Annotated in this window: 18 protein-coding genes; 16 read left to right on the top strand and 2 right to left on the bottom strand. The window is 30.4% G+C overall.

Translation table 11 applies throughout. The features are described 5' to 3' along the window. Window positions 1-12: 12 nt before the first annotated feature. The 9 genes from FNB79_RS04300 to xylE all read left to right on the top strand — a co-directional run bounded on the left by FNB79_RS04300 (window position 13) and on the right by xylE (window position 11,421). Window positions 13-933: an O-antigen ligase family protein gene (locus FNB79_RS04300; RefSeq protein ID WP_185967835.1), complete on the top strand. Its 921-nt coding sequence runs from the start codon at window positions 13-15 to the stop codon at window positions 931-933. Beyond that, the gene (locus FNB79_RS04305; protein WP_143382557.1) at window positions 890-1,690 is read left to right on the top strand and encodes a glycosyltransferase; all 801 of its coding nucleotides are present in this window, start codon (window positions 890-892) and stop codon (window positions 1,688-1,690) included. Before FNB79_RS04300 ends, FNB79_RS04305 begins: the two co-directional genes overlap by 44 nt. Window positions 1,691-1,704: 14 nt before the next feature. Next, window positions 1,705-2,919, top strand: a complete 1,215-nt coding sequence (locus FNB79_RS04310) for an O-antigen ligase family protein (protein WP_143380134.1) — start codon at window positions 1,705-1,707, stop codon at window positions 2,917-2,919. 5 nt (window positions 2,920-2,924) lie between these two features. Continuing rightward, on the top strand, window positions 2,925-4,046 hold the full coding sequence (locus FNB79_RS04315; RefSeq protein WP_143380135.1) for a glycosyltransferase: 1,122 nt from the start codon (window positions 2,925-2,927) through the stop codon (window positions 4,044-4,046). Window positions 4,047-4,617: 571 nt separating this feature from the next. Further along, window positions 4,618-5,679: a zinc-binding metallopeptidase family protein gene (locus FNB79_RS04320; RefSeq protein ID WP_143380136.1), complete on the top strand. Its 1,062-nt coding sequence runs from the start codon at window positions 4,618-4,620 to the stop codon at window positions 5,677-5,679. Window positions 5,680-5,951: 272 nt separating this feature from the next. Beyond that, on the top strand, window positions 5,952-6,620 hold the full coding sequence (locus tag FNB79_RS04325; protein ID WP_143380137.1) for a hypothetical protein: 669 nt from the start codon (window positions 5,952-5,954) through the stop codon (window positions 6,618-6,620). A 442-nt stretch (window positions 6,621-7,062) separates the two neighbouring features. Continuing rightward, entirely contained in the window at window positions 7,063-8,547 is a 1,485-nt protein-coding gene (locus FNB79_RS04330; RefSeq protein ID WP_143380138.1) for a xylulokinase, read from the top strand. A 2-nt stretch (window positions 8,548-8,549) separates the two neighbouring features. Next, window positions 8,550-9,875 (top strand): xylose isomerase, encoded by a 1,326-nt coding sequence (gene xylA, locus FNB79_RS04335; RefSeq protein ID WP_143380139.1) that lies wholly within the window; start codon window positions 8,550-8,552, stop codon window positions 9,873-9,875. Between the two features lie 121 nt (window positions 9,876-9,996). Next, window positions 9,997-11,421: a D-xylose transporter XylE gene (gene xylE, locus FNB79_RS04340; RefSeq protein WP_143380140.1), complete on the top strand. Its 1,425-nt coding sequence runs from the start codon at window positions 9,997-9,999 to the stop codon at window positions 11,419-11,421. Between the two features lie 40 nt (window positions 11,422-11,461). On the opposite strand, the gene FNB79_RS04345 is transcribed toward xylE, so the two are convergent. Next, window positions 11,462-12,487 carry a LacI family DNA-binding transcriptional regulator gene (locus FNB79_RS04345; protein ID WP_143380141.1) on the bottom strand — a complete coding sequence of 342 codons (1,026 nt, stop codon included), beginning with the start codon at window positions 12,485-12,487 and terminating at the stop codon, window positions 11,462-11,464. Between the two features lie 376 nt (window positions 12,488-12,863). Here FNB79_RS04345 and FNB79_RS04350 point away from each other — a divergent pair, with 376 nt between their 5' ends. Continuing rightward, a complete protein-coding gene (locus FNB79_RS04350; RefSeq protein ID WP_221932590.1) occupies window positions 12,864-13,067 on the top strand; it encodes a PID-CTERM protein-sorting domain-containing protein in 204 nt (67 codons plus the stop codon). A gap of 2 nt (window positions 13,068-13,069) precedes the next feature. Here FNB79_RS04350 and FNB79_RS04355 read toward each other — a convergent pair whose 3' ends face one another. Continuing rightward, complete coding sequence (locus tag FNB79_RS04355; RefSeq protein WP_143380142.1) at window positions 13,070-13,663, bottom strand: riboflavin synthase; 594 nt, start codon at window positions 13,661-13,663, stop codon at window positions 13,070-13,072. Between the two features lie 65 nt (window positions 13,664-13,728). Here FNB79_RS04355 and pdxA point away from each other — a divergent pair, with 65 nt between their 5' ends. The 6 genes from pdxA to accC all read left to right on the top strand — a co-directional run bounded on the left by pdxA (window position 13,729) and on the right by accC (window position 18,730). Continuing rightward, on the top strand, window positions 13,729-14,751 hold the full coding sequence (pdxA, locus tag FNB79_RS04360; RefSeq protein WP_143380143.1) for a 4-hydroxythreonine-4-phosphate dehydrogenase PdxA: 1,023 nt from the start codon (window positions 13,729-13,731) through the stop codon (window positions 14,749-14,751). Between the two features lie 97 nt (window positions 14,752-14,848). Next, window positions 14,849-15,391 carry a YceD family protein gene (locus FNB79_RS04365; protein WP_143382559.1) on the top strand — a complete coding sequence of 181 codons (543 nt, stop codon included), beginning with the start codon at window positions 14,849-14,851 and terminating at the stop codon, window positions 15,389-15,391. Between the two features lie 7 nt (window positions 15,392-15,398). Next, on the top strand, window positions 15,399-15,602 hold the full coding sequence (gene rpmF, locus FNB79_RS04370) for a 50S ribosomal protein L32 (RefSeq protein WP_007647175.1): 204 nt from the start codon (window positions 15,399-15,401) through the stop codon (window positions 15,600-15,602). Window positions 15,603-15,781: 179 nt separating this feature from the next. Further along, complete coding sequence (locus tag FNB79_RS04375; protein WP_143380144.1) at window positions 15,782-16,777, top strand: beta-ketoacyl-ACP synthase III; 996 nt, start codon at window positions 15,782-15,784, stop codon at window positions 16,775-16,777. A 37-nt stretch (window positions 16,778-16,814) separates the two neighbouring features. Continuing rightward, window positions 16,815-17,300: an acetyl-CoA carboxylase biotin carboxyl carrier protein gene (accB, locus tag FNB79_RS04380; protein ID WP_143380145.1), complete on the top strand. Its 486-nt coding sequence runs from the start codon at window positions 16,815-16,817 to the stop codon at window positions 17,298-17,300. 74 nt (window positions 17,301-17,374) lie between these two features. Further along, window positions 17,375-18,730, top strand: coding sequence for an acetyl-CoA carboxylase biotin carboxylase subunit (accC, locus tag FNB79_RS04385; protein WP_143380146.1), 1,356 nt, complete (start codon window positions 17,375-17,377; stop codon window positions 18,728-18,730). Window positions 18,731-18,735: the final 5 nt, after the last annotated feature.

Consider the following 18,735-nt stretch of genomic DNA (forward strand, 5'->3'; position numbering starts at 1 on the left):
AGGACCGAATTAATGCCAATTCTTAATTTATTTAATTATTTTCCTTTTACTAAAGCTCATATAGATTGGACAACCAATAGAATGTCTTCTGTTTCTTTTGAGTCTCCTGCTTTGGCTACATATTTAATTAGTATAGCAGGTTGGATGTTTAGTTATGTACTAACAGAAAAAGGTTTTAAGAGATTCATTCCAATGTTTTTAACCATTATTTTATCCTTTTTAAGCGGTTCTCGTGCAGGTATTTTTGTAATTGTTATTCAAGTTTTAATTTTAGTAATGTATTTAATGAAGGATAAAAGGTTTAAAAAACTTTTTATCAATATATTTCTTATTAGTTCTGTTTTAGGTACTTTAATGATGCTTTTTTACTCAAAGCCTATTATTGGATACATCTCTTCAAAAGTTATGTCTTTTAAGACTAGTGATGATGTACATGCAATGTCTAATAAAACTAGATTTGGTATACAGACAGCTATGTTTGAGGTGTTTTTAAATAATCCAATAAAAGGTGCCGGTTATGGGTTACAGGCTTTTGAATCTAGTAAATTGTATCCGGAATGGGCTGTTAAAGGAAATTGGGAATTTAAGTACAAGTATTTAAATGACAAACATAAAGGTTTCCCCCCAGGTTTTAATTTATATTTGCGATTATTGTCAGAGACAGGAGTAATTGGGTTTACTTTTTTTATGTTCTTAATAGTAATGCTACTTTCATGGTGCTACAAAAAGACTTTTAAAAGACAAGGTTTTCAGTCTGTAATTCCTTTAATGATTACAATCTCTATGGTTGGATTTGCTTTTAATTGGTTAAAAATGGACACATTTAGAATTTACTTTTTTTGGTTATGTTTAACGCTAATAATTTTAATACAAAGACAAGGAACTCGTGATGAACGAAAAAAGAATAATAGTTTTAATACCCCATTACAATAATCCCGAATGTTTAGAAACATCTATTCTATCTATAGATGATAGAATTCAAGTAGATCTATTAATTATAGATGATGGCAGTAGTAGAAAACCAAATGAAGCTGAGTTAAATCAAGCCTATAAGAATGGTGAGATTTATTTTGAATATTTAATAGAAAATAAAGGGTTGAGTAACGCTTTAAATAAAGGTATTTTTTTTGCTCAAACTAATAAATATGAATTTATAGGACGATTAGATTGTGGAGATCGTTGTTTTAAAAATAAATTTTCAAAACAATTAGATTTCTTAGATAATAATGATAAAATAAAATTGTTAGGAACTTGTGCAGTTGTTGTAGATGAAGAAGGTAACGAATTATTTATGTTAAATCATCCTCTTAAGCATGAAGAAATAAAGAAGAAAATGTATCTAAATAACATGTTCGTTCATCCTACAGTTATTATTAGGACTAATGTTTTTAAGAGTGTTGAAATGTATGATGAAAAATATACCAGAGCGGCTCAAGATTATGCTCTTTTTTTTAGAATAATAAAAAAGTTTCAAGTAGCTAATTTGCCAGAACCTTTATTGTATTATGAAATATCATCAAATTCTATTTCATCAAAAAGGAGACAGTTGCAAGTTAGGCATAGAATAAAAATTATATTAGAAAATTTTTATTTTGGATTTCATCCTATATATGGTTTAACTAGAAATACTATTTTATTTTTTATGTCAAGAGAAGCCACAACAAAATTAAAATTGATCTTTAAAAAGTAAAGAGAATCTAACTGATGAATTACAAAAAATACCTTGAGATTTTTTACGAATATTTATTCTTAATTTTTTGCCTAATTGTGCCTTTTGAAGAGTATGTTAGTGCTATTCCAAATATTTTAATAGGAGTATTATTGGCTATTTATTTGGTTGTATGTAAAAAGAATCAATTTAAGTATTTATTTAAAAATAAAAGTTATATAGTTTGGTTAGGGTTCGTTTTATATATTTTTCTTATTGCCATATTTAATAATAGAGTCTCTGAAGATTTTTTTATTTTAAAAAAATTATTGCTACCAGTTATCATTGTGCTCTTAGGAATTAATGTTTCTAATTTTAATAGATGTAAACTTTGGTTTATAGCAGGTACTGTGCTATCTGTTTTAATCTCTTTTATAGGTGTATCAAAATATTGGTTTTCAGAAAATAACTTTAATTTTACCTCAGGAGATTTTATCAATCAGATTTTAGTATCCGAACGTATATACATAGGGTTTTGTGTCGCTATTAGTCTTGTGTTTTTGTTAGAGTTATTCAAGAATAATAAGGAAATTAAGGTTAAGATTTTATGTTTTGTTTTAATAAGTTTATTGCTTTCATTTTGTTTTATTATAGCGGCTAGAATTGCAATTGTTTGTATTGTTTACATTCTGATTCTCTTTTTTTTAAGTTTAAAAAATGTAAAAATAAAATTTTGGGGTATAATTTCATTTATAATATTCATTGGAATATTTTTTATGTTAAATAAGAACTTAACAAATAGATTTTTTCATTCAGATAATAAGTATCATATTAGTTACTATGAGAAGGTATCACAACAAGAACCAAGGGTTTTAATTTGGAGTTGTGCTTATGGAATATTCAAGAATAATTTTAAACCTTTTTTAGGGAATGGATTTTATAATATTAAAAATCAACTTGTAGATTGTTACGATAGTAATATAGATGTAATTAAAAAAAGAAATTGGTATGTAGAGCGTAGCTTTAATTCTCATAATCAGTACATCGATTTTTTATTAAGTTCTGGGTGGATTGGGATTGTGTTATTTCTTCTCATATTATATTTAATGTTAACGACTTCTAAAATTAGTTTTTATACATTGTCGCTTTTAGGGAGTGTTATGTTAATTTTATTGATTGAAAATATTTTTCATAGACAGATTGGGTGTTATTTGTTTTCACTTGTTTGGATCTCTTTACTAAAAAATGGTAATATTAAATTTGAATTTTAAAAAAAATGATAAAAGTCATTCATGTTTTACATGCAGTAGGTGGTGTTGATGTGTATTTAAGATTGCTTTTGGCAATAATGGATCACAATAAATTTGAGCATATTATTATTAAAGGGGAAAATGACACTCATGAAACTTATTTTCGTCCAGATGGTAAGCTTATTAAGGTTTATAAGCTTCCTATCGACAGAGAAATTAACTTTATTGAAGATTTTAAATCTATTTCTCAAGTTGTTAAAATATTTAAGAATGAAAGACCAGATATTGTACATGCTCATAGTGCCAAAGGTGGAATTATAGCTAGATCTGCAAGTGTGTTTTATAAAGTAAATGTTTTACATACACCTCATGCCTATTCATACTTAAGTGCAGATTATGGTTTTAAACGTCGCATATTTCTGTTTATAGAGAAATTTTATAAACATATTAATTCAAAACTATTGGCTACATCAAATTCTGAGATTAATAGAGGTCTTATTGATGTAGGGTACAAAGAGGAAGATGTATATCTTTTTAATAACTCTATATTACCAATAGAAGAGATAAAACCATTAAAAATAAAAAAGACTTGGCCTGATAATTATATTTGCTCTGTAGGACGACCTTCTTTTCAAAAAAACATTGAACTGATGTTAGATGTTTTGTTTGAGGTTAAAAAGCAAGAAAACGATATTCATTTGGTTTTAATGGGTGTAGGTTATCATTCTCCAAATCTTTTAAATGTTAAAAACCTTATACAATCTTTAGGTTTAGAAAATAACGTAACATTATTAGATTGGACAAATAGAGAAGATATCTTTTATATAATCAAGCATTCGGCTCTTTATATATCGACGGCTAGATATGAGGGATTACCTTATTCAGTCATTGAAAGTTTAGCATTGGGTAAACCTATTGTTGCTACTAAAGTAGATGGTAATCAAGATTTAGTAAAACATAATTACAATGGGTTTTTGGTAGAAAATGAAAATGCTACAGAAATGTCTAGTTTTGTTTTAAAACTACTAAATGATAAAACACTATTCCAAACATTTTCTGAAAACTCTAAATTATTATTTGAAGAAAATTTTAATATGAAAAATAATATAAAGGATTTAGAATGTATCTATGAAAATAATATTAAATAAACTGTAAGTTTTTTTAATATTCGTTAATCATATTACGCAATAATATTTAAAAATAAAAATGAATCATAGGTTTAAATTATCTCAATAATTGGAAGTAATAATTCGTTTTTAATTGATTTTATTTTGCTTATAAACTGTTGGTTTTTATTTGTTTGTGTATTTTTGTTTTTTGAATTTTTTTAAAAAAGATTCAATTTTTACAACTACTAAAAACTCGGTTTTCACATATAAAATTTCTGAGGTATACTTGTTGAAAATTTAAAATATTTTCCAGGTTTTTAGAAAATAAATATCATTTAAAAAAAACTCCCTTTTTTAGAAATTCTAGTGTGTTTTTTCTTCTGTTTTTTTTCATTACAAACAGATTGTTTTTCGTTTGTAATAAATCTAATTTTAAAAGTATTTGTATCTTAATTTTGTTTGTAAAGTAAGGGCTTAGTTCTCTTTTTTTATAAGCTATTATCTATTATTTATGCTGTCTAAAGTGTTCAAGGTAAATATTTTAGTTCAATGTATTTTCTTACTAAGAATAGATTATATTTGATTGCAACAACTTAATTATACTCCATTTATGAAAATTTTTCAATGTAGTCACTGTAATTTTCCTGTTTTTTTTGAGAATACAACTTGTGAAAGTTGTGGTTTTGATTTAGGATATTTAGACGTAGAAAACGAAATTTTAGCCAATACTTCGGATAGTTTAGAATGGATTGTTAAAGACCAGACGTATGTATATTGTAAGAATCATAATTTTAATGCATGTAACTGGTTAGTACCTAATAATGATACTAATGGTTTTTGCACTTCATGCGATTTAAATAGAACCATACCAGATTTAAAAGTTCCAGAATATTACGAGCGTTGGCAAATTATGGAAATTGCAAAACATAGATTAATTTATACATTGCAACGTTTAGAGCTTCCTCTAATTAGTAAGTTTGATAATCCTGAAACAGGTTTGTTTTTTGATTTTCTTTCAGAAGAAGCTGCAAATGCTGGGGAAAATAAAATTATGATGGGTCATGCAAATGGCGTAATTACAATCCTTTTGGCAGAAGCAGATTCTGTAACTCGAGAAGAAATGCGTATCTCTTTAAATGAAAAATACAGAACTTTAATTGGACATTTTAGACATGAGGTTGGACATTATTACTGGGATATAATATTTAAAACGAATAAAACATTTTTATCTGAATACAGAAGTTTATTTGGTGATGAACGATTAAATTATGCAGAAGCTTTACAAGCCCACTATAAAAATGGGGCACCTAAAGACTGGAAAAATAATTTTATTAGTACCTATGCTTCTTCTCATCCTTGGGAAGATTGGGCCGAAACTTGGGCTCACTATCTTCATATTTTAGATACTATGGAGACTGCTTATTATTTTGGTCTAGAAGGTAAACCTAACCTAAATAATTCTAGTCATATGCGGGTCTTTTCAATATATCCTTATAAAGAAGGATTGTCCTTTAAAACAATACTAGATGAGGTTTCTCCTTTGTTCTATGCTGTTAATAGTATAAATAGATCTATGGGAATTACAGATGTATATCCATTTGTAATATCAGATAAAGTTAAAGAAAAATTAGAGTTTATTCACGATATAGTTTGTCGCTTTAAAACTCATTAATCTCCTTTAAACTAAGATCTTTTACCTTAATCTCTGCCCAAATTAATTGTAAATATCTAACTCGCAATAAGTGTGTAATGGGTGTACGTATAATTAGTATACGTAAAATGTTAGAGTGTGTAATAATTATACAATGTTGTAAAATTAAATAACATATAAGTTGTTGGTAAACAATGTGTTGTACTTGTTGGCATATGTATTGATAATTATTTAACAATTCCAGTAATAAAACAGGAATGTTAATTACAAAATAATTTAGCATAACAATACTTATGAGAACGGCAACATTAAAATCAAACCAATTTAATATTTCAGAGGCTATCTTTAGCGACTTTGAAAGTTTAAATCAGTCTGTTTTTAATAATGAGAAATTGGTACCTAAGTGTATGAATACTAGTAGTAAACTAGTTTTAGTTGTAGCTTTTATTTTATTAGTCAGTACAGTGATAGGGTTATTTGCCTTTCAACAATTATTGAAAGATATATATTTAAACCCAATATATTACCCATTAAATTATGGTCTATACATTATAGCTTCTGGATGGTTTGTTTTTAATGGTGGAATATCTCTTTATAAATTACACTTGTATTTAAAATTTAAGCCTTTAAATTCTTTAAAAGACATTTGTACACCAATAGGCAATGTATCCATTATTAAAAAAATTAATACTACAAATACTTTTATCTTTAATAGCATTAAAGAATATTTAAAACCCGTATTTGTTATTAATAAAACGCAACAAAATAGTATTGCACTCTTAGCAGATAAATATTCTATAGGTGTATTAGAAAACCATTATAATCTTTCTTTTAAACACATTAAAAATAACATACATACTATTAACACCACTACACATCACATCTTTGAAAAAGCATGGAAACGTTTAGATGAAGTTACTAACTCATTATTAAAAAATCAGAATCTAGATTATTCTACTTAACTAGTTATAACACATAAACAAAGTCAATTAATTATTAGCAAACAATTGTATTAAAGCCTTCAAGAGTATAAATTCTTGGAGGTTTTTTTATTACCAATAGTTTTTTAAGCATGCATTACATAAAAATTTACTTAAACCTTTAAGTAAATTGTATATGTATATGTAATGTATATATTTTAGTATTGTAATATGCTTATTTTGTTGGTGTTTCAATCGTTTTTTTTCTCTAAAAGTACTGTTTAACTATTCTGCTAGTGCTGTGCTTATCTGTGGCTTATTTTAAATATAATTTAATAATTGTTTGTAAAATTCATAATTTCACATATAAATGAATGTGTTGTTTGATTATTAATAAAAATCGAGTTTTAGAATAACTCATGGCATGCATTCATTTAAAGGGTTATAAAAAAAGTTACTCAATTAATAATATTGTTTATATAAAATGTATCACTTAGGAATAGATTTAGGTAGTTCTTCGGTTAAAGTGGCTTTAGTTAATGCCGTTAACGGAAAACAAATTAAAATACTTCACGAGCCGCAAAACGAAATGGAGATTGTTGCAGTTAATCCAGATTGGGCAGAACAAGATCCTAACATGTGGTGGCTACATACTTGTAATGCTATAAGACGTATTATTAAAGAATCAGCTATTGATGCATCTAAAATTAAAAATATTGGTATATCGTATCAAATGCATGGATTAGTTATAGTAGATGCCGCAGGACATCCGTTGTGTAATTCCATTATTTGGTGTGATAGCCGAGCTGTAGAGATTGGAAAAAAAGCATTAAAAGATTTAGGTGAGGACATGTGTAGTAAACATATGTTAAATGCTCCAGGAAACTTTACCGCTTCTAAATTAAAATGGGTGATTGATAATGAACCTAACATTTATAAAGACACATATAAATTTATGTTGCCAGGCGATTATATAGCTTTTAAACTCACTGGTAATTTGGTTACAACAAAAAATGGTTTGTCCGAAGGTGTTTTGTGGGATTATAAACAGGATAATGTTGCTGTAGATTTGTTAAATTATTACGGTATAGATAAAGCTTTAGTGCCGAATATTGTAGAGAATTTTAAAAATCAAGGAGAAGTCAATTTGCAAGCTGCTCAAGACACTGGGCTTCCTTTAGGAGCTCAAGTTACTTATCGTTCCGGAGATCAGCCAAATAATGCCTTGTCTCTTAATATCTTTAATCCAGGAGAAGTTGCTGCAACAGGAGGAACATCTGGGGTAGTGTATGCGGTGTCTAATAATTTAAAGCCACAAGAAATTTCAAAAGTTAATCATTTTGCACACGTAAACTATACTGTAACTAAGCCTGTTATAGGAACACTCTTAAATATTAATGGAGCAGGAATTCAGTACCGTTGGTTGCGCAATAATTGTGGGAATGATTCTTATGAAGTAATGAATGACAAAGCCTCAAAAATAGATGTAGGTGCTAATGGAGTTGTTGTTATTCCTTTTGGAAATGGTGCAGAGCGTATGTTAGATAATAAAAATATAGGTACACATATTTTAAACCTAAACTTAAATCTACATAATAACGCACATTTATATCGCGCTGCTTTAGAAGGTATCGCATTTTCATTTGTGTACGGTGTAGAAATTCTTAAAAGAGATCTCGGAGAGATTAAAGTGATTCGTGCTGGAAATGATAATCTGTTTAGATCTGAAATTTTTTCGAATACGGTGGCTACATTAATAGATCACGATATAGAGATTTATAATACTACTGGCGCTGTTGGAGCGGCTAGAGCTGCGGGTCTTACCGATGGCGACTTTAAAACGTTTGGAGAACATATTACTAAAAATGATCATGTAATGACTTATAAACCTATGCAAAATAAAACGGAATATATGGCCGCATATGCAGCGTGGAAGAAAGAATTAGAAATAATATTAAAACATAGATAAATATGGCAACATTAGGAGATAAAGAATACTACAAAGGTATTGGAGATATAAAGTTTGAAGGAAAGGAGTCTGATAATCCTTTAGCATTTAAATATTACAATCCAGAACAAATTGTTGCAGGAAAAACCATGCGCGAGCATTTTAAATTTGCAATTGCATACTGGCATACTTTCTGCGGAACTGGTGGAGATCCTTTTGGACCAGGAACATTAAATTTTCCTTGGGATAAACCTACAGATGCTATAGCAGCAGCTAAAGAAAAAGCAGATGCAGCCTTCGAATTTATTACAAAAATGGGCTTTGATTATTACTGTTTTCATGATGTAGATTTAGTAAGAGAAGGCGCGTCTTTTAGCGAATTAGAAAGTAGACTGGCAACTATTACTGAATACTTAAAAGAAAAACAAACCGCTTCTGGGGTAAAACTACTTTGGGGAACTGCAAATTGTTTTTCTAATCCAAGATACATGAATGGGGCTTCTACTAACCCAGATTTTAATGTCTTGGCAAGAGCTGGCGGACAAATAAAATTAGCCATGGATGCTACAATTGCTCTAAATGGAGAAAATTACGTGTTCTGGGGCGGGCGAGAAGGCTATATGAGCTTATTAAACACCGATATGGGACGTGAGTTAGACCATATGGGTAAATTTTTGGGCATGGCCAGAGATTATGCAAGGTCACAAGGGTTTAAAGGCAATTTTTTAATTGAACCTAAACCTATGGAACCTATGAAACATCAGTATGATTTTGATACCGCTACAGCTATAGGTTTTTTAAAAAATTATGGCTTAGATAAGGATTTTAAAATTAATATTGAAGTAAATCATGCGACTTTAGCACAACACACGTTCCAGCATGAAATAGCTACGGCGGCTAATGCAGGCATGTTAGGGAGTTTAGATGCCAACCGTGGAGATTACCAAAATGGATGGGATACAGATCAATTTCCAAATAATATTCAAGAAACTACAGAAGCTATGTTAGTTTTTTTAAAAGCAGGTGGCCTACAAGGCGGAGGTATCAATTTCGATGCTAAAATTAGAAGAAATTCAACAGATTTAGAAGATGTATTCCATGCACATATTGGAGGCGCAGATACCTTTGCAAGAGCGTTACTTACTGCCGATAAAATTATTTCATCTTCAGCTTACGAAAAATTAAGAACTGAGCGCTACAGTTCATTCGATTCTGGTAAAGGAAAAGATTTTGAAAATGGAAAACTCAATTTTGAAGATTTATATAAAATCGCTCAAGAAAATGGAGAACTACAATTACAAAGCGGAAAACAAGAGCTGTTTGAGAATATAATTAACCAATATATTTAATAAATTAGTTAAAAGTTCAAAATTAACCCAACTGTATCGTTAATTAACCAGGTTACGGTACAGTTTTTTTGCAACTTATAACTTTTGTTTTTCAGTATTAATTTAACAAACAAACTATAACATGACGTCAACTTCTCATAATTCTGCCTTTTTATGGCGCTTAACTTTAGTAGCCACTTTAGGAGGTTTACTTTTTGGTTACGATACAGCAGTAATATCGGGTACTGTAAGTTCTTTAGAACAGTTTTTTGTATTACCCTTTGGCCTGCCTGAAATGGCATCTAATGCGCGTTTAGGGTTTTTAGTCTCTAGTGCCTTAATTGGGTGCATATTAGGAGGTGTTTCCGGTGGATATATTAGTCGGAAATTAGGACGAAAAAACGGCTTGATTTTAGCGGCAGTCTTATTTTTAATTTCGGCTATAGGTTCGTCTGCTCCAGAGTTGTTTATAAAGCCAATAGGAGAAGGCGATCATACATTTATGTACTTCTTTATAGTATATCGTATTATTGGTGGTGTAGGAGTTGGTTTAGCATCTATGCTATCGCCGCTCTATATTGCCGAAATTGCGCCTGCCGAAAATCGTGGGCGTCTAGTCTCTATGAATCAGTTTGCCATTGTATTAGGGATGTTAATTGTTTATTTTGTTAATTATTATATCTCTAGTTTAGGGAATGATGAATGGTTAAGTGCTATAGGTTGGCGTTGGATGTTTGCTTCAGAAATTATTCCTGCCAGTTTATTTTTATTTTTCTTACTCTTTGTACCAGATACACCAAGATCTTTAGTTTTAAAATCAAAACCTGCTCAAGCATTAAGCGTTTTGGTGCGGGTAAACGGAGAGACTCAAGCTAAAGTTATTTTGGCTGAGATTAAAAATACGGTAACAGCAAATTCTGGTAAACTCTTTTCTTATGGTGTACCAATAATAATATTTGGAATTTTATTATCAGTTTTTCAGCAATTTGTAGGTATTAATGTCGTCTTATATTATGCGCCTGAAATTTTTAAAAGTATGGGATCTGGTACAGATACGGCATTATTACAAACCATTATTGTGGGAGCAATAAATTTATTATTCACCGTTTTGGCAATGCAAACTGTAGATAAATTTGGTAGAAAACCTTTAATGATAATTGGAGCATTAGCAATGGCTATAGCTATGTTTGCTTTAGGAACCTCGTTTTTTATGCATTCCTTAGGGCTCTTTTCTTTAATTTGTATGTTAGTTTATGTTGCAGGATTTGCTATGAGTTGGGGACCAGTAACTTGGGTGCTTTTATCAGAAATTTTTCCAAATAATATTAGAGGAAAAGCCTTGGCTATTGCGGTAGCTTGTCAATGGATTGCAAATTATTTAGTGTCATGGACATTCCCAATGCTAGATAAAAACAGCTATTTAATAGAGCAGTTTAATCATGGATTTGCATATTGGATTTATGGTTTAATGGGAGTTTTGGCTGCTATTTTTGTATGGAAATTTATCCCAGAAACTAAAGGAAAAACCTTAGAAGATATGAATGATTTATGGTCTAAAAAAGAATAGAATAAGCATTTTAAAGTTTAAAACACTAAGCACAAAACGACTAGTTATATACTAATGGTTTTGTGCTTTGTCGTTCTATTAAATTGGTTTTTATAGTTTTAGTTTCAAACACATTGGTTGGGTCTTCAATTTTTGAAATTAAAATCTCAGCAGCTGTTCTTCCCATAAAAACACTATGTTGGTTTATACAGGTAATAGGAGGATTTGTGTATTTAAAAAAATCACTGTTTGTAAAACTTATAATAGAGATGTCCTCTGGAATTTTATATCCTCTTGCTTGAGCAATAACCATAGATTCTACTGCAGAAAACTCTTCTAAACCAATAATAGCATCAACTTTTTGGTAATCAAGCATTGTTTTTATTTCGGTTTCAAAATCGTATCCTGGCTTTATTAAATTTATTATTTTTCTATTAATGGGAATATTGTGGTTTTCTAATGCTTTTAAATATCCATTTATTCTTAATTTAATTATACCAATATTGTTTAAAGTAGAAACGACAGAGATGTGTTTGCAACCAGTTTTTATAAGGTGTTCGGTGGCTTTATAGGCGCAGTTAAAATCATCTACAATAACTTTGTCTGTTTCAACTAAATCAGAAACACGGTCAAACATTACTATTGGTCCTGCTTGATCAATAAATTCTTCTAAATGTTTGTAATATTGTTTTGCTTCGGTTTCTTCACTTAATGAAATTAGTAAACCATCAATTAATCCATTTTCAAGCATATGAATAGATGTCATTTCTTTATCTAATTTCCCATGAGATACAATGGTAATTACATTATAACCTTTGGTGTTAGCAATATGCTCAATACCACTAAATATTTTAACAAAAAACGGATTTAATATAGAAGGCATAATCACACCTATGGTTTTTGTTTTTCTTTGTAGTAAGCTTAAAGCAATGCTGTTGGGTCTGTAATTGTTAGTTTTAGCATATTCTTGAATTTTTAATTTCGTATTTATGCTAATTTCATGACTATCTTTTAATGCTTTAGAAACAGTTGCTATAGATACATTAAATACAGAAGCAATTTGTTTTAATGTGGTGCGTTTTTTCATAAATGAAAATATCTATAGTTAAGATTTTTTATTTAAATGATTATAAAATTATAAAAATAGCTAAGATTAATTATACTATAAAGTTGTGAAAATTATTTTAATATATAATTTATTGTAGTGAATATTAAATGTAATATACTTTTATAGGATTAAAAAGAGTTTTTTTAAATTCATTCTTTTAATTAAAATGCTATACTTGGGTGTAATTCTTGCGAATTGTGTATTTAATTTGTGAAATTTTGAAAAATAGTTTAATTCAGTAAAATAGCTTAATAAATACTTGTTTAAGTAAATTAAAATATGTTAAATTTACCGCCGTTTAGTGATTAGTAGAAATACTAGTGTTTTAACTAATTGTTAGAGATTTATAATTAATATGATGCAGAATAAATACATTTTCATTTTATTATTTTTTTTTGTTGCAGTAACTACTAGTTTCTCGCAACAATTACCTACTCCAATGGGTGATGGGAGTACTGAAAGAGCTCCAAATCCTCCAGGGACACCTATAGACGGAGGCTTGTCTTTGCTTATAGCCGCAGGAGCCTTTTATGGCATTAAAAAATCTTTAAAGAGATAAGATTATTTAATATCAAATTCTAATAAGCGTTTTACGTACTTGCCTAAAACATCAAATTCTAAATTTACCGCATCTCCTAATTTAAAATATTTAAAATTAGTATGCTCATATGTAAAAGGAATAATTGCCACACTAAATTGATTGCGTTTAGAATCTACAACAGTTAAACTTGTACCATTTACAGTAATAGAGCCTTTTTCAATAGTTATATTATTTAACGATTTATCGTATTCAAAGGTAAAAAGCCAGCTTCCGTTGGTTTCTTTAATATCTATACATGTAGCTGTTTGATCTACATGGCCCTGAACTATGTGCCCATCTAATCGGTCTCCTAACAACATGGCGCGTTCTAGGTTTACTAAATCATCAATTTTTAGTGTGCCTAAATTTGTTTTGTTTAAAGTTTCTTTAATAGCTGTAACGGTATAAGTGTTGTCGTTTATTTCTACAACAGTTAAACATACGCCGTTATGAGCTACACTCTGATCTATTTTTAATTCAGAAGCTAAATGACTTTCTATGGTTACATGAAGATTATCTTGATCTGATTTAAGATTGGCAACACGACCTAAATTTTCTATTATTCCTGTAAACATATTAATTCATTTATTTGGTTAAATTTGTAATGGTAAAATTACAAACAAAATAGTTATCAAGTTTAATGAAGAAAGAAGAAAATATAATAGTTGGAATTTCAATTGGAGACTTGAATGGTATTGGTGGAGAAATAATTTTAAAGACTTTTGAAGATCCAAGAATTTTAGAGTTCTGTACACCAGTGATTTTCGCATCTGTTAAGGTTATGTCTTATTTTAAAAATCACTTTAAAATGGATATCAATTTTAATGGAATTAATCATGTTAATCAAATTATAATAGGTAAGGTTAATGTGCTAAATGTTTGGAAAGAAAATGTATCTATAAATTTTGGAAAAGAAGATTTTAAAATAGGAGAATATGCAATTAGATCTCTAGAAGCCGCAACAGCAGCATTAAAGGACGATGCTATTAACGTATTGGTTACTGCGCCTATTAATAAGCATAATATACAATCCGATAAATTTAAATTTCCTGGGCATACAGATTATTTAGCAGAGCAATTAGAAGGAGAGAGCTTAATGTTTATGATTACCGACTTTTTAAAAGTAGGCTTGTTAACAGACCATGTTCCAGTTAGCGAAGTGGCTAATCATATTACACCAGAATTAATTGAAAGTAAGATTGCAACAGTATACCATTCACTACAAAAAGATTTTCAAATCTCTAAACCAAAAATAGCTGTCTTAGGTATAAATCCGCATACAGGAGATAACGGAGTAATAGGCAATGAAGACGATACGATATTACGTCCAACACTAAAAAAAATAAAGGATACAGGTAAGCTTGTATTTGGTCCTTATGCAGCCGATAGTTTTTTTGGGTCAAACAATTATAAAAATTTCGATGCTATTATTGCTTCCTACCACGATCAAGGTTTAATTCCGTTTAAAACGTTATCTTTTGGAGAAGGAGTAAACTATACAGCTGGACTAAGTAAAGTAAGAACATCTCCAGATCATGGCACAGCTTTTGAGATTGCAGGAAAAGGTATTGCAAACGAAACCTCTTTTAAAGAAGCTTTATTTGCAGGTATTCAGATTTTTAAACACCGTTTAGAGTACGAAACACTTGTAAAAAGAGTATAAAATAGTATTAAAAAAAGATATAAACAAAAAAATGTTTATAAGTAAGCTTGTGTAAAATAAAAATTCATATATTTGCAGGCTCAAATTAGATATGAAAATGAAGTTGTTGAAAGAATTTACAATCCAATTTGTTGGATTAAAATTAGGTAAACATGAATTCGACTATCAAATTGGACAGGAGTTCTTTACACATTTTGAGTATGAAGATTTTAATGATGCTAATGTACAAGTTCATGTGCTTTTAGAAAAAAAGACCACTTTACTAGAGTTGCATTTTGAAATTTCGGGAACCGTAAATGTTTATTGTGATATTACAAACGAACCTTACGATCAGCCCATTCAAAATGAATTTGATTTGGTAGTGAATTTTGGAGAAGAGTACAATGATGATGAAATTGATCTGTTAGTTATACCTCATGGTGAGTATGAAATAAATATACAACAGTATATTTACGAATTAATTGTATTAGCAGTCCCTACAAAACATGTACACCCAGGCATTGAAGATGGTACATTACAATCTGAATTGCTTAGTAAATTAGAAGAATTAAGTCCTAAAATACAGGAAGAAAAAGAAGACCAAGAGGAGACAGACCCTCGTTGGAATACATTAAAAAAACTATTAACGGATAATAAATAAATAGAAAATGGCACATCCTAAAAGAAAAATCTCGAAAACTAGAAGAGATAAAAGAAGAACACATTACAAAGCAACTGCGCCACAAATTGCTACGTGTCCAACAACAGGAGAAGCTCACTTATATCACAGAGCACACTGGCACGAAGGTAAATTATACTACAGAGGTCAAGTATTAATTGACAACTCAGAAGTTGAAGAAAATTTAGCATAATTATTATGCATGCATATAAAAAAACGCTCCTTGTGAGCGTTTTTTTTGTCATATAGTTTACTATAAGTCAAAAACAACTTAATTTGCATCTAATTAAATTAAAAAATTAAGTAATTTGGCCAACTAAATAATGTTTAAGGTCTAATTGTTTAATTTATTGGTTCAATAATTTATACTGTATGAGTAAAATAACAGCGGCTATTACAGCTGTAGGAGGATATGTACCAGAGCATGTTTTAACCAACAAGATGTTAGAATCTATGGTTGAAACAAACGATGAATGGATTGTTTCTAGAACTGGAATTAAAGAACGTCGTATTTTAAAAGAAGACGGAAAGGGAACTTCATTTCTTGCCATAAAAGCAGCTCAAGACCTTATTGATAAATCTGGTGTAGATCCTAAAGAAATCGATTTAGTAATTGTAGCTACAGCTACACCTGATATGAAAGCAGCTGCGACTGCTGCATTCACAGCAACAGCAATTGGAGCTGTAAATGCATTTTCTTATGATTTGGAAGCAGCATGTTCAAGCTTTTTGTTTGGTATGTCTACAGCGTCTAGCTATATAGAAAGCGGACGTTACAAAAAAATATTATTAATTGGAGCAGATAAAAACTCTTCAATGATTAACTATAAAGACCGTGCAACTTGTATTATCTTTGGAGACGGTGCCGGTGCAGTGCTATTTGAACCTAATACTGAAGGTTTAGGATTTCACGACGAATATTTAAGAAGCGATGGTAGCGGTAGAGATTTTCTACAAGCAACCTATGGCGGATCATCTTATCCTGTAACCCAAGAAGCTGTGGCCGAAGGTAAACATTTTGTGTTTCAGGATGGAAAGACAGTTTTTAAAAATGCAGTTTCTAATATGGCAGACGTAGCCGTAAAAATATTAGAACGCAATAATTTATCTAAAGACGATATTTCTTGGTTAGTAGCCCATCAAGCAAATAAACGTATTATAGATGCAACAGCTAATAGAATTGAATTAGATTCTGAAAAAGTAATGACTAATATTGCAAGTTACGGTAATACCACTTCTGCAACTTTACCTTTATTACTTTTTGATTATGAAAAACAACTTAAAAAAGGCGATAAATTAGTGTTTGCAGCTTTTGGAGGTGGTTTTACATGGGGATCTATTTATTTAACTTGGGCTTACAATTCCTAATTCACTAATAATAACTTATTTTAAAATCTAATTTATTATGGATTTAAAAGACATTCAAAATTTAATCAAATTCGTTGCCAAATCAGGTGCAAGCGAGGTTAAATTAGAAACAGATGATGTAAAGATTACCATTAAAACAGGTGGTGACGATAAAGCAGAAACTACAACGTATGTTCAACAAATACCTGTAGGTGCTCCTGTAGCTCAGGCTCCAGTTGTACCACAACCAGTAGCTGCAGTAACTCCAGAAACTGCTGCTCCTGTAGCAGATCCAGATTCAAAGTATATTACTATTAAGTCTCCAATTATCGGAACTTTATATAGAAAACCATCACCAGACAAACCGTTGTTTGTAGAAGTTGGGCAAACTATAAGTGAAGGTGATGTACTTTGTATTATTGAAGCCATGAAACTTTTTAACGAAATAGAGTCTGAAGTTTCAGGTAAAATAGTGAAAATACTAGTAGATGACGCATCTCCGGTAGAATTCGATCAACCGTTATTTTTGGTAGATCCATCATAACAAATTTTGAAATTCCAAATCAAATCCCAACACAATTGGAATTTGGAATTTGAGATTTTTAAATTATATATGTTATGTTTAAGAAGATACTAATAGCAAATAGAGGGGAAATAGCACTACGTGTTATTAGAACCTGTAAAGAAATGGGGATAAAAACGGTTGCAGTATATTCTACAGCCGATGCAGAAAGCTTGCACGTTAAATTTGCAGACGAAGCCGTTTGCATTGGGCCTGCTCCAAGTAGTGACTCCTATTTAAAAATGTCTAATATTATTGCTGCTGCAGAAATTACAAATGCAGATGCTATACACCCAGGATACGGTTTTCTTTCAGAAAATGCTAAATTTTCTAAAATATGTGAGGAACACGATATTAAATTTATCGGTGCATCTGCAGATATGATTTCCAAAATGGGAGATAAAGCAACAGCAAAAGCAACCATGAAAGCTGCAGGAGTACCTTGTGTTCCTGGAAGTGATGGAATTATTCCAGACTTCGAAACTTGTCAGAAAATTGCTTTGGAAACAGGATATCCTGTTATGTTAAAAGCAACTGCAGGTGGTGGTGGTAAAGGTATGCGTGCAATATGGAAAGAAGCCGATTTAAAAGATGCTTGGGAATCTGCAAGAAAAGAAGCTAAAGCAGCCTTTGGTAACGATGGTATGTATATGGAGAAGCTTATTGAAGAACCAAGACATATTGAAATCCAAATTGTAGGAGACTCTACAGGAAAAGCGTGTCATTTATCAGAACGTGATTGTTCAGTACAACGTCGTCATCAAAAATTGACAGAAGAAGTACCTTCGCCATTTATGACGAAGAAATTACGAGACGAAATGGGTAAAGCAGCTGTACGTGCAGCTGAATTTATAAAGTATGAAGGTGTTGGTACTATTGAATTTTTAGTAGATAAGCACCGAGACTTTTACTTTATGGAAATGAATACTCGTATACAAGTAGAGCACCCAATAACAGAGCAAGTAATTGATTTTGATTTAATTAGAGAGCAAATTCTTGTGGCTGCAGGTGAGCCAATTACAGGAAAAAATTATACACCTAATTTACACGCCATAGAATGCCGTATAAATGCAGAAGATCCTTATCATGATTTTCGCCCTTCACCGGGACGTATTACTACCTTACATGCGCCAGGCGGACACGGAGTACGTTTAGATACACATGTGTACGCAGGCTATAGTATACCGCCTAATTACGATTCTATGATTGCAAAGTTAATTACAACTGCGCAAACTCGAGAAGAGGCGATAAGTAAAATGAAACGTGCTTTAGATGAGTTCGTAATTGAAGGAATAAAAACAACAATTCCTTTTCATAGACAATTAATGGATCATCCAGATTATGTAGCTGGAAATTATACCACTAAGTTTATGGAAGATTTTGTTATGGAACAGCCTTCTGAAGAAGATTAAAAAAA

Origin of the sequence: Formosa sediminum (genome assembly GCF_007197735.1) — a bacterium.
GTDB classification, from domain to species: Bacteria; Bacteroidota; Bacteroidia; order Flavobacteriales; family Flavobacteriaceae; genus Formosa; species Formosa sediminum.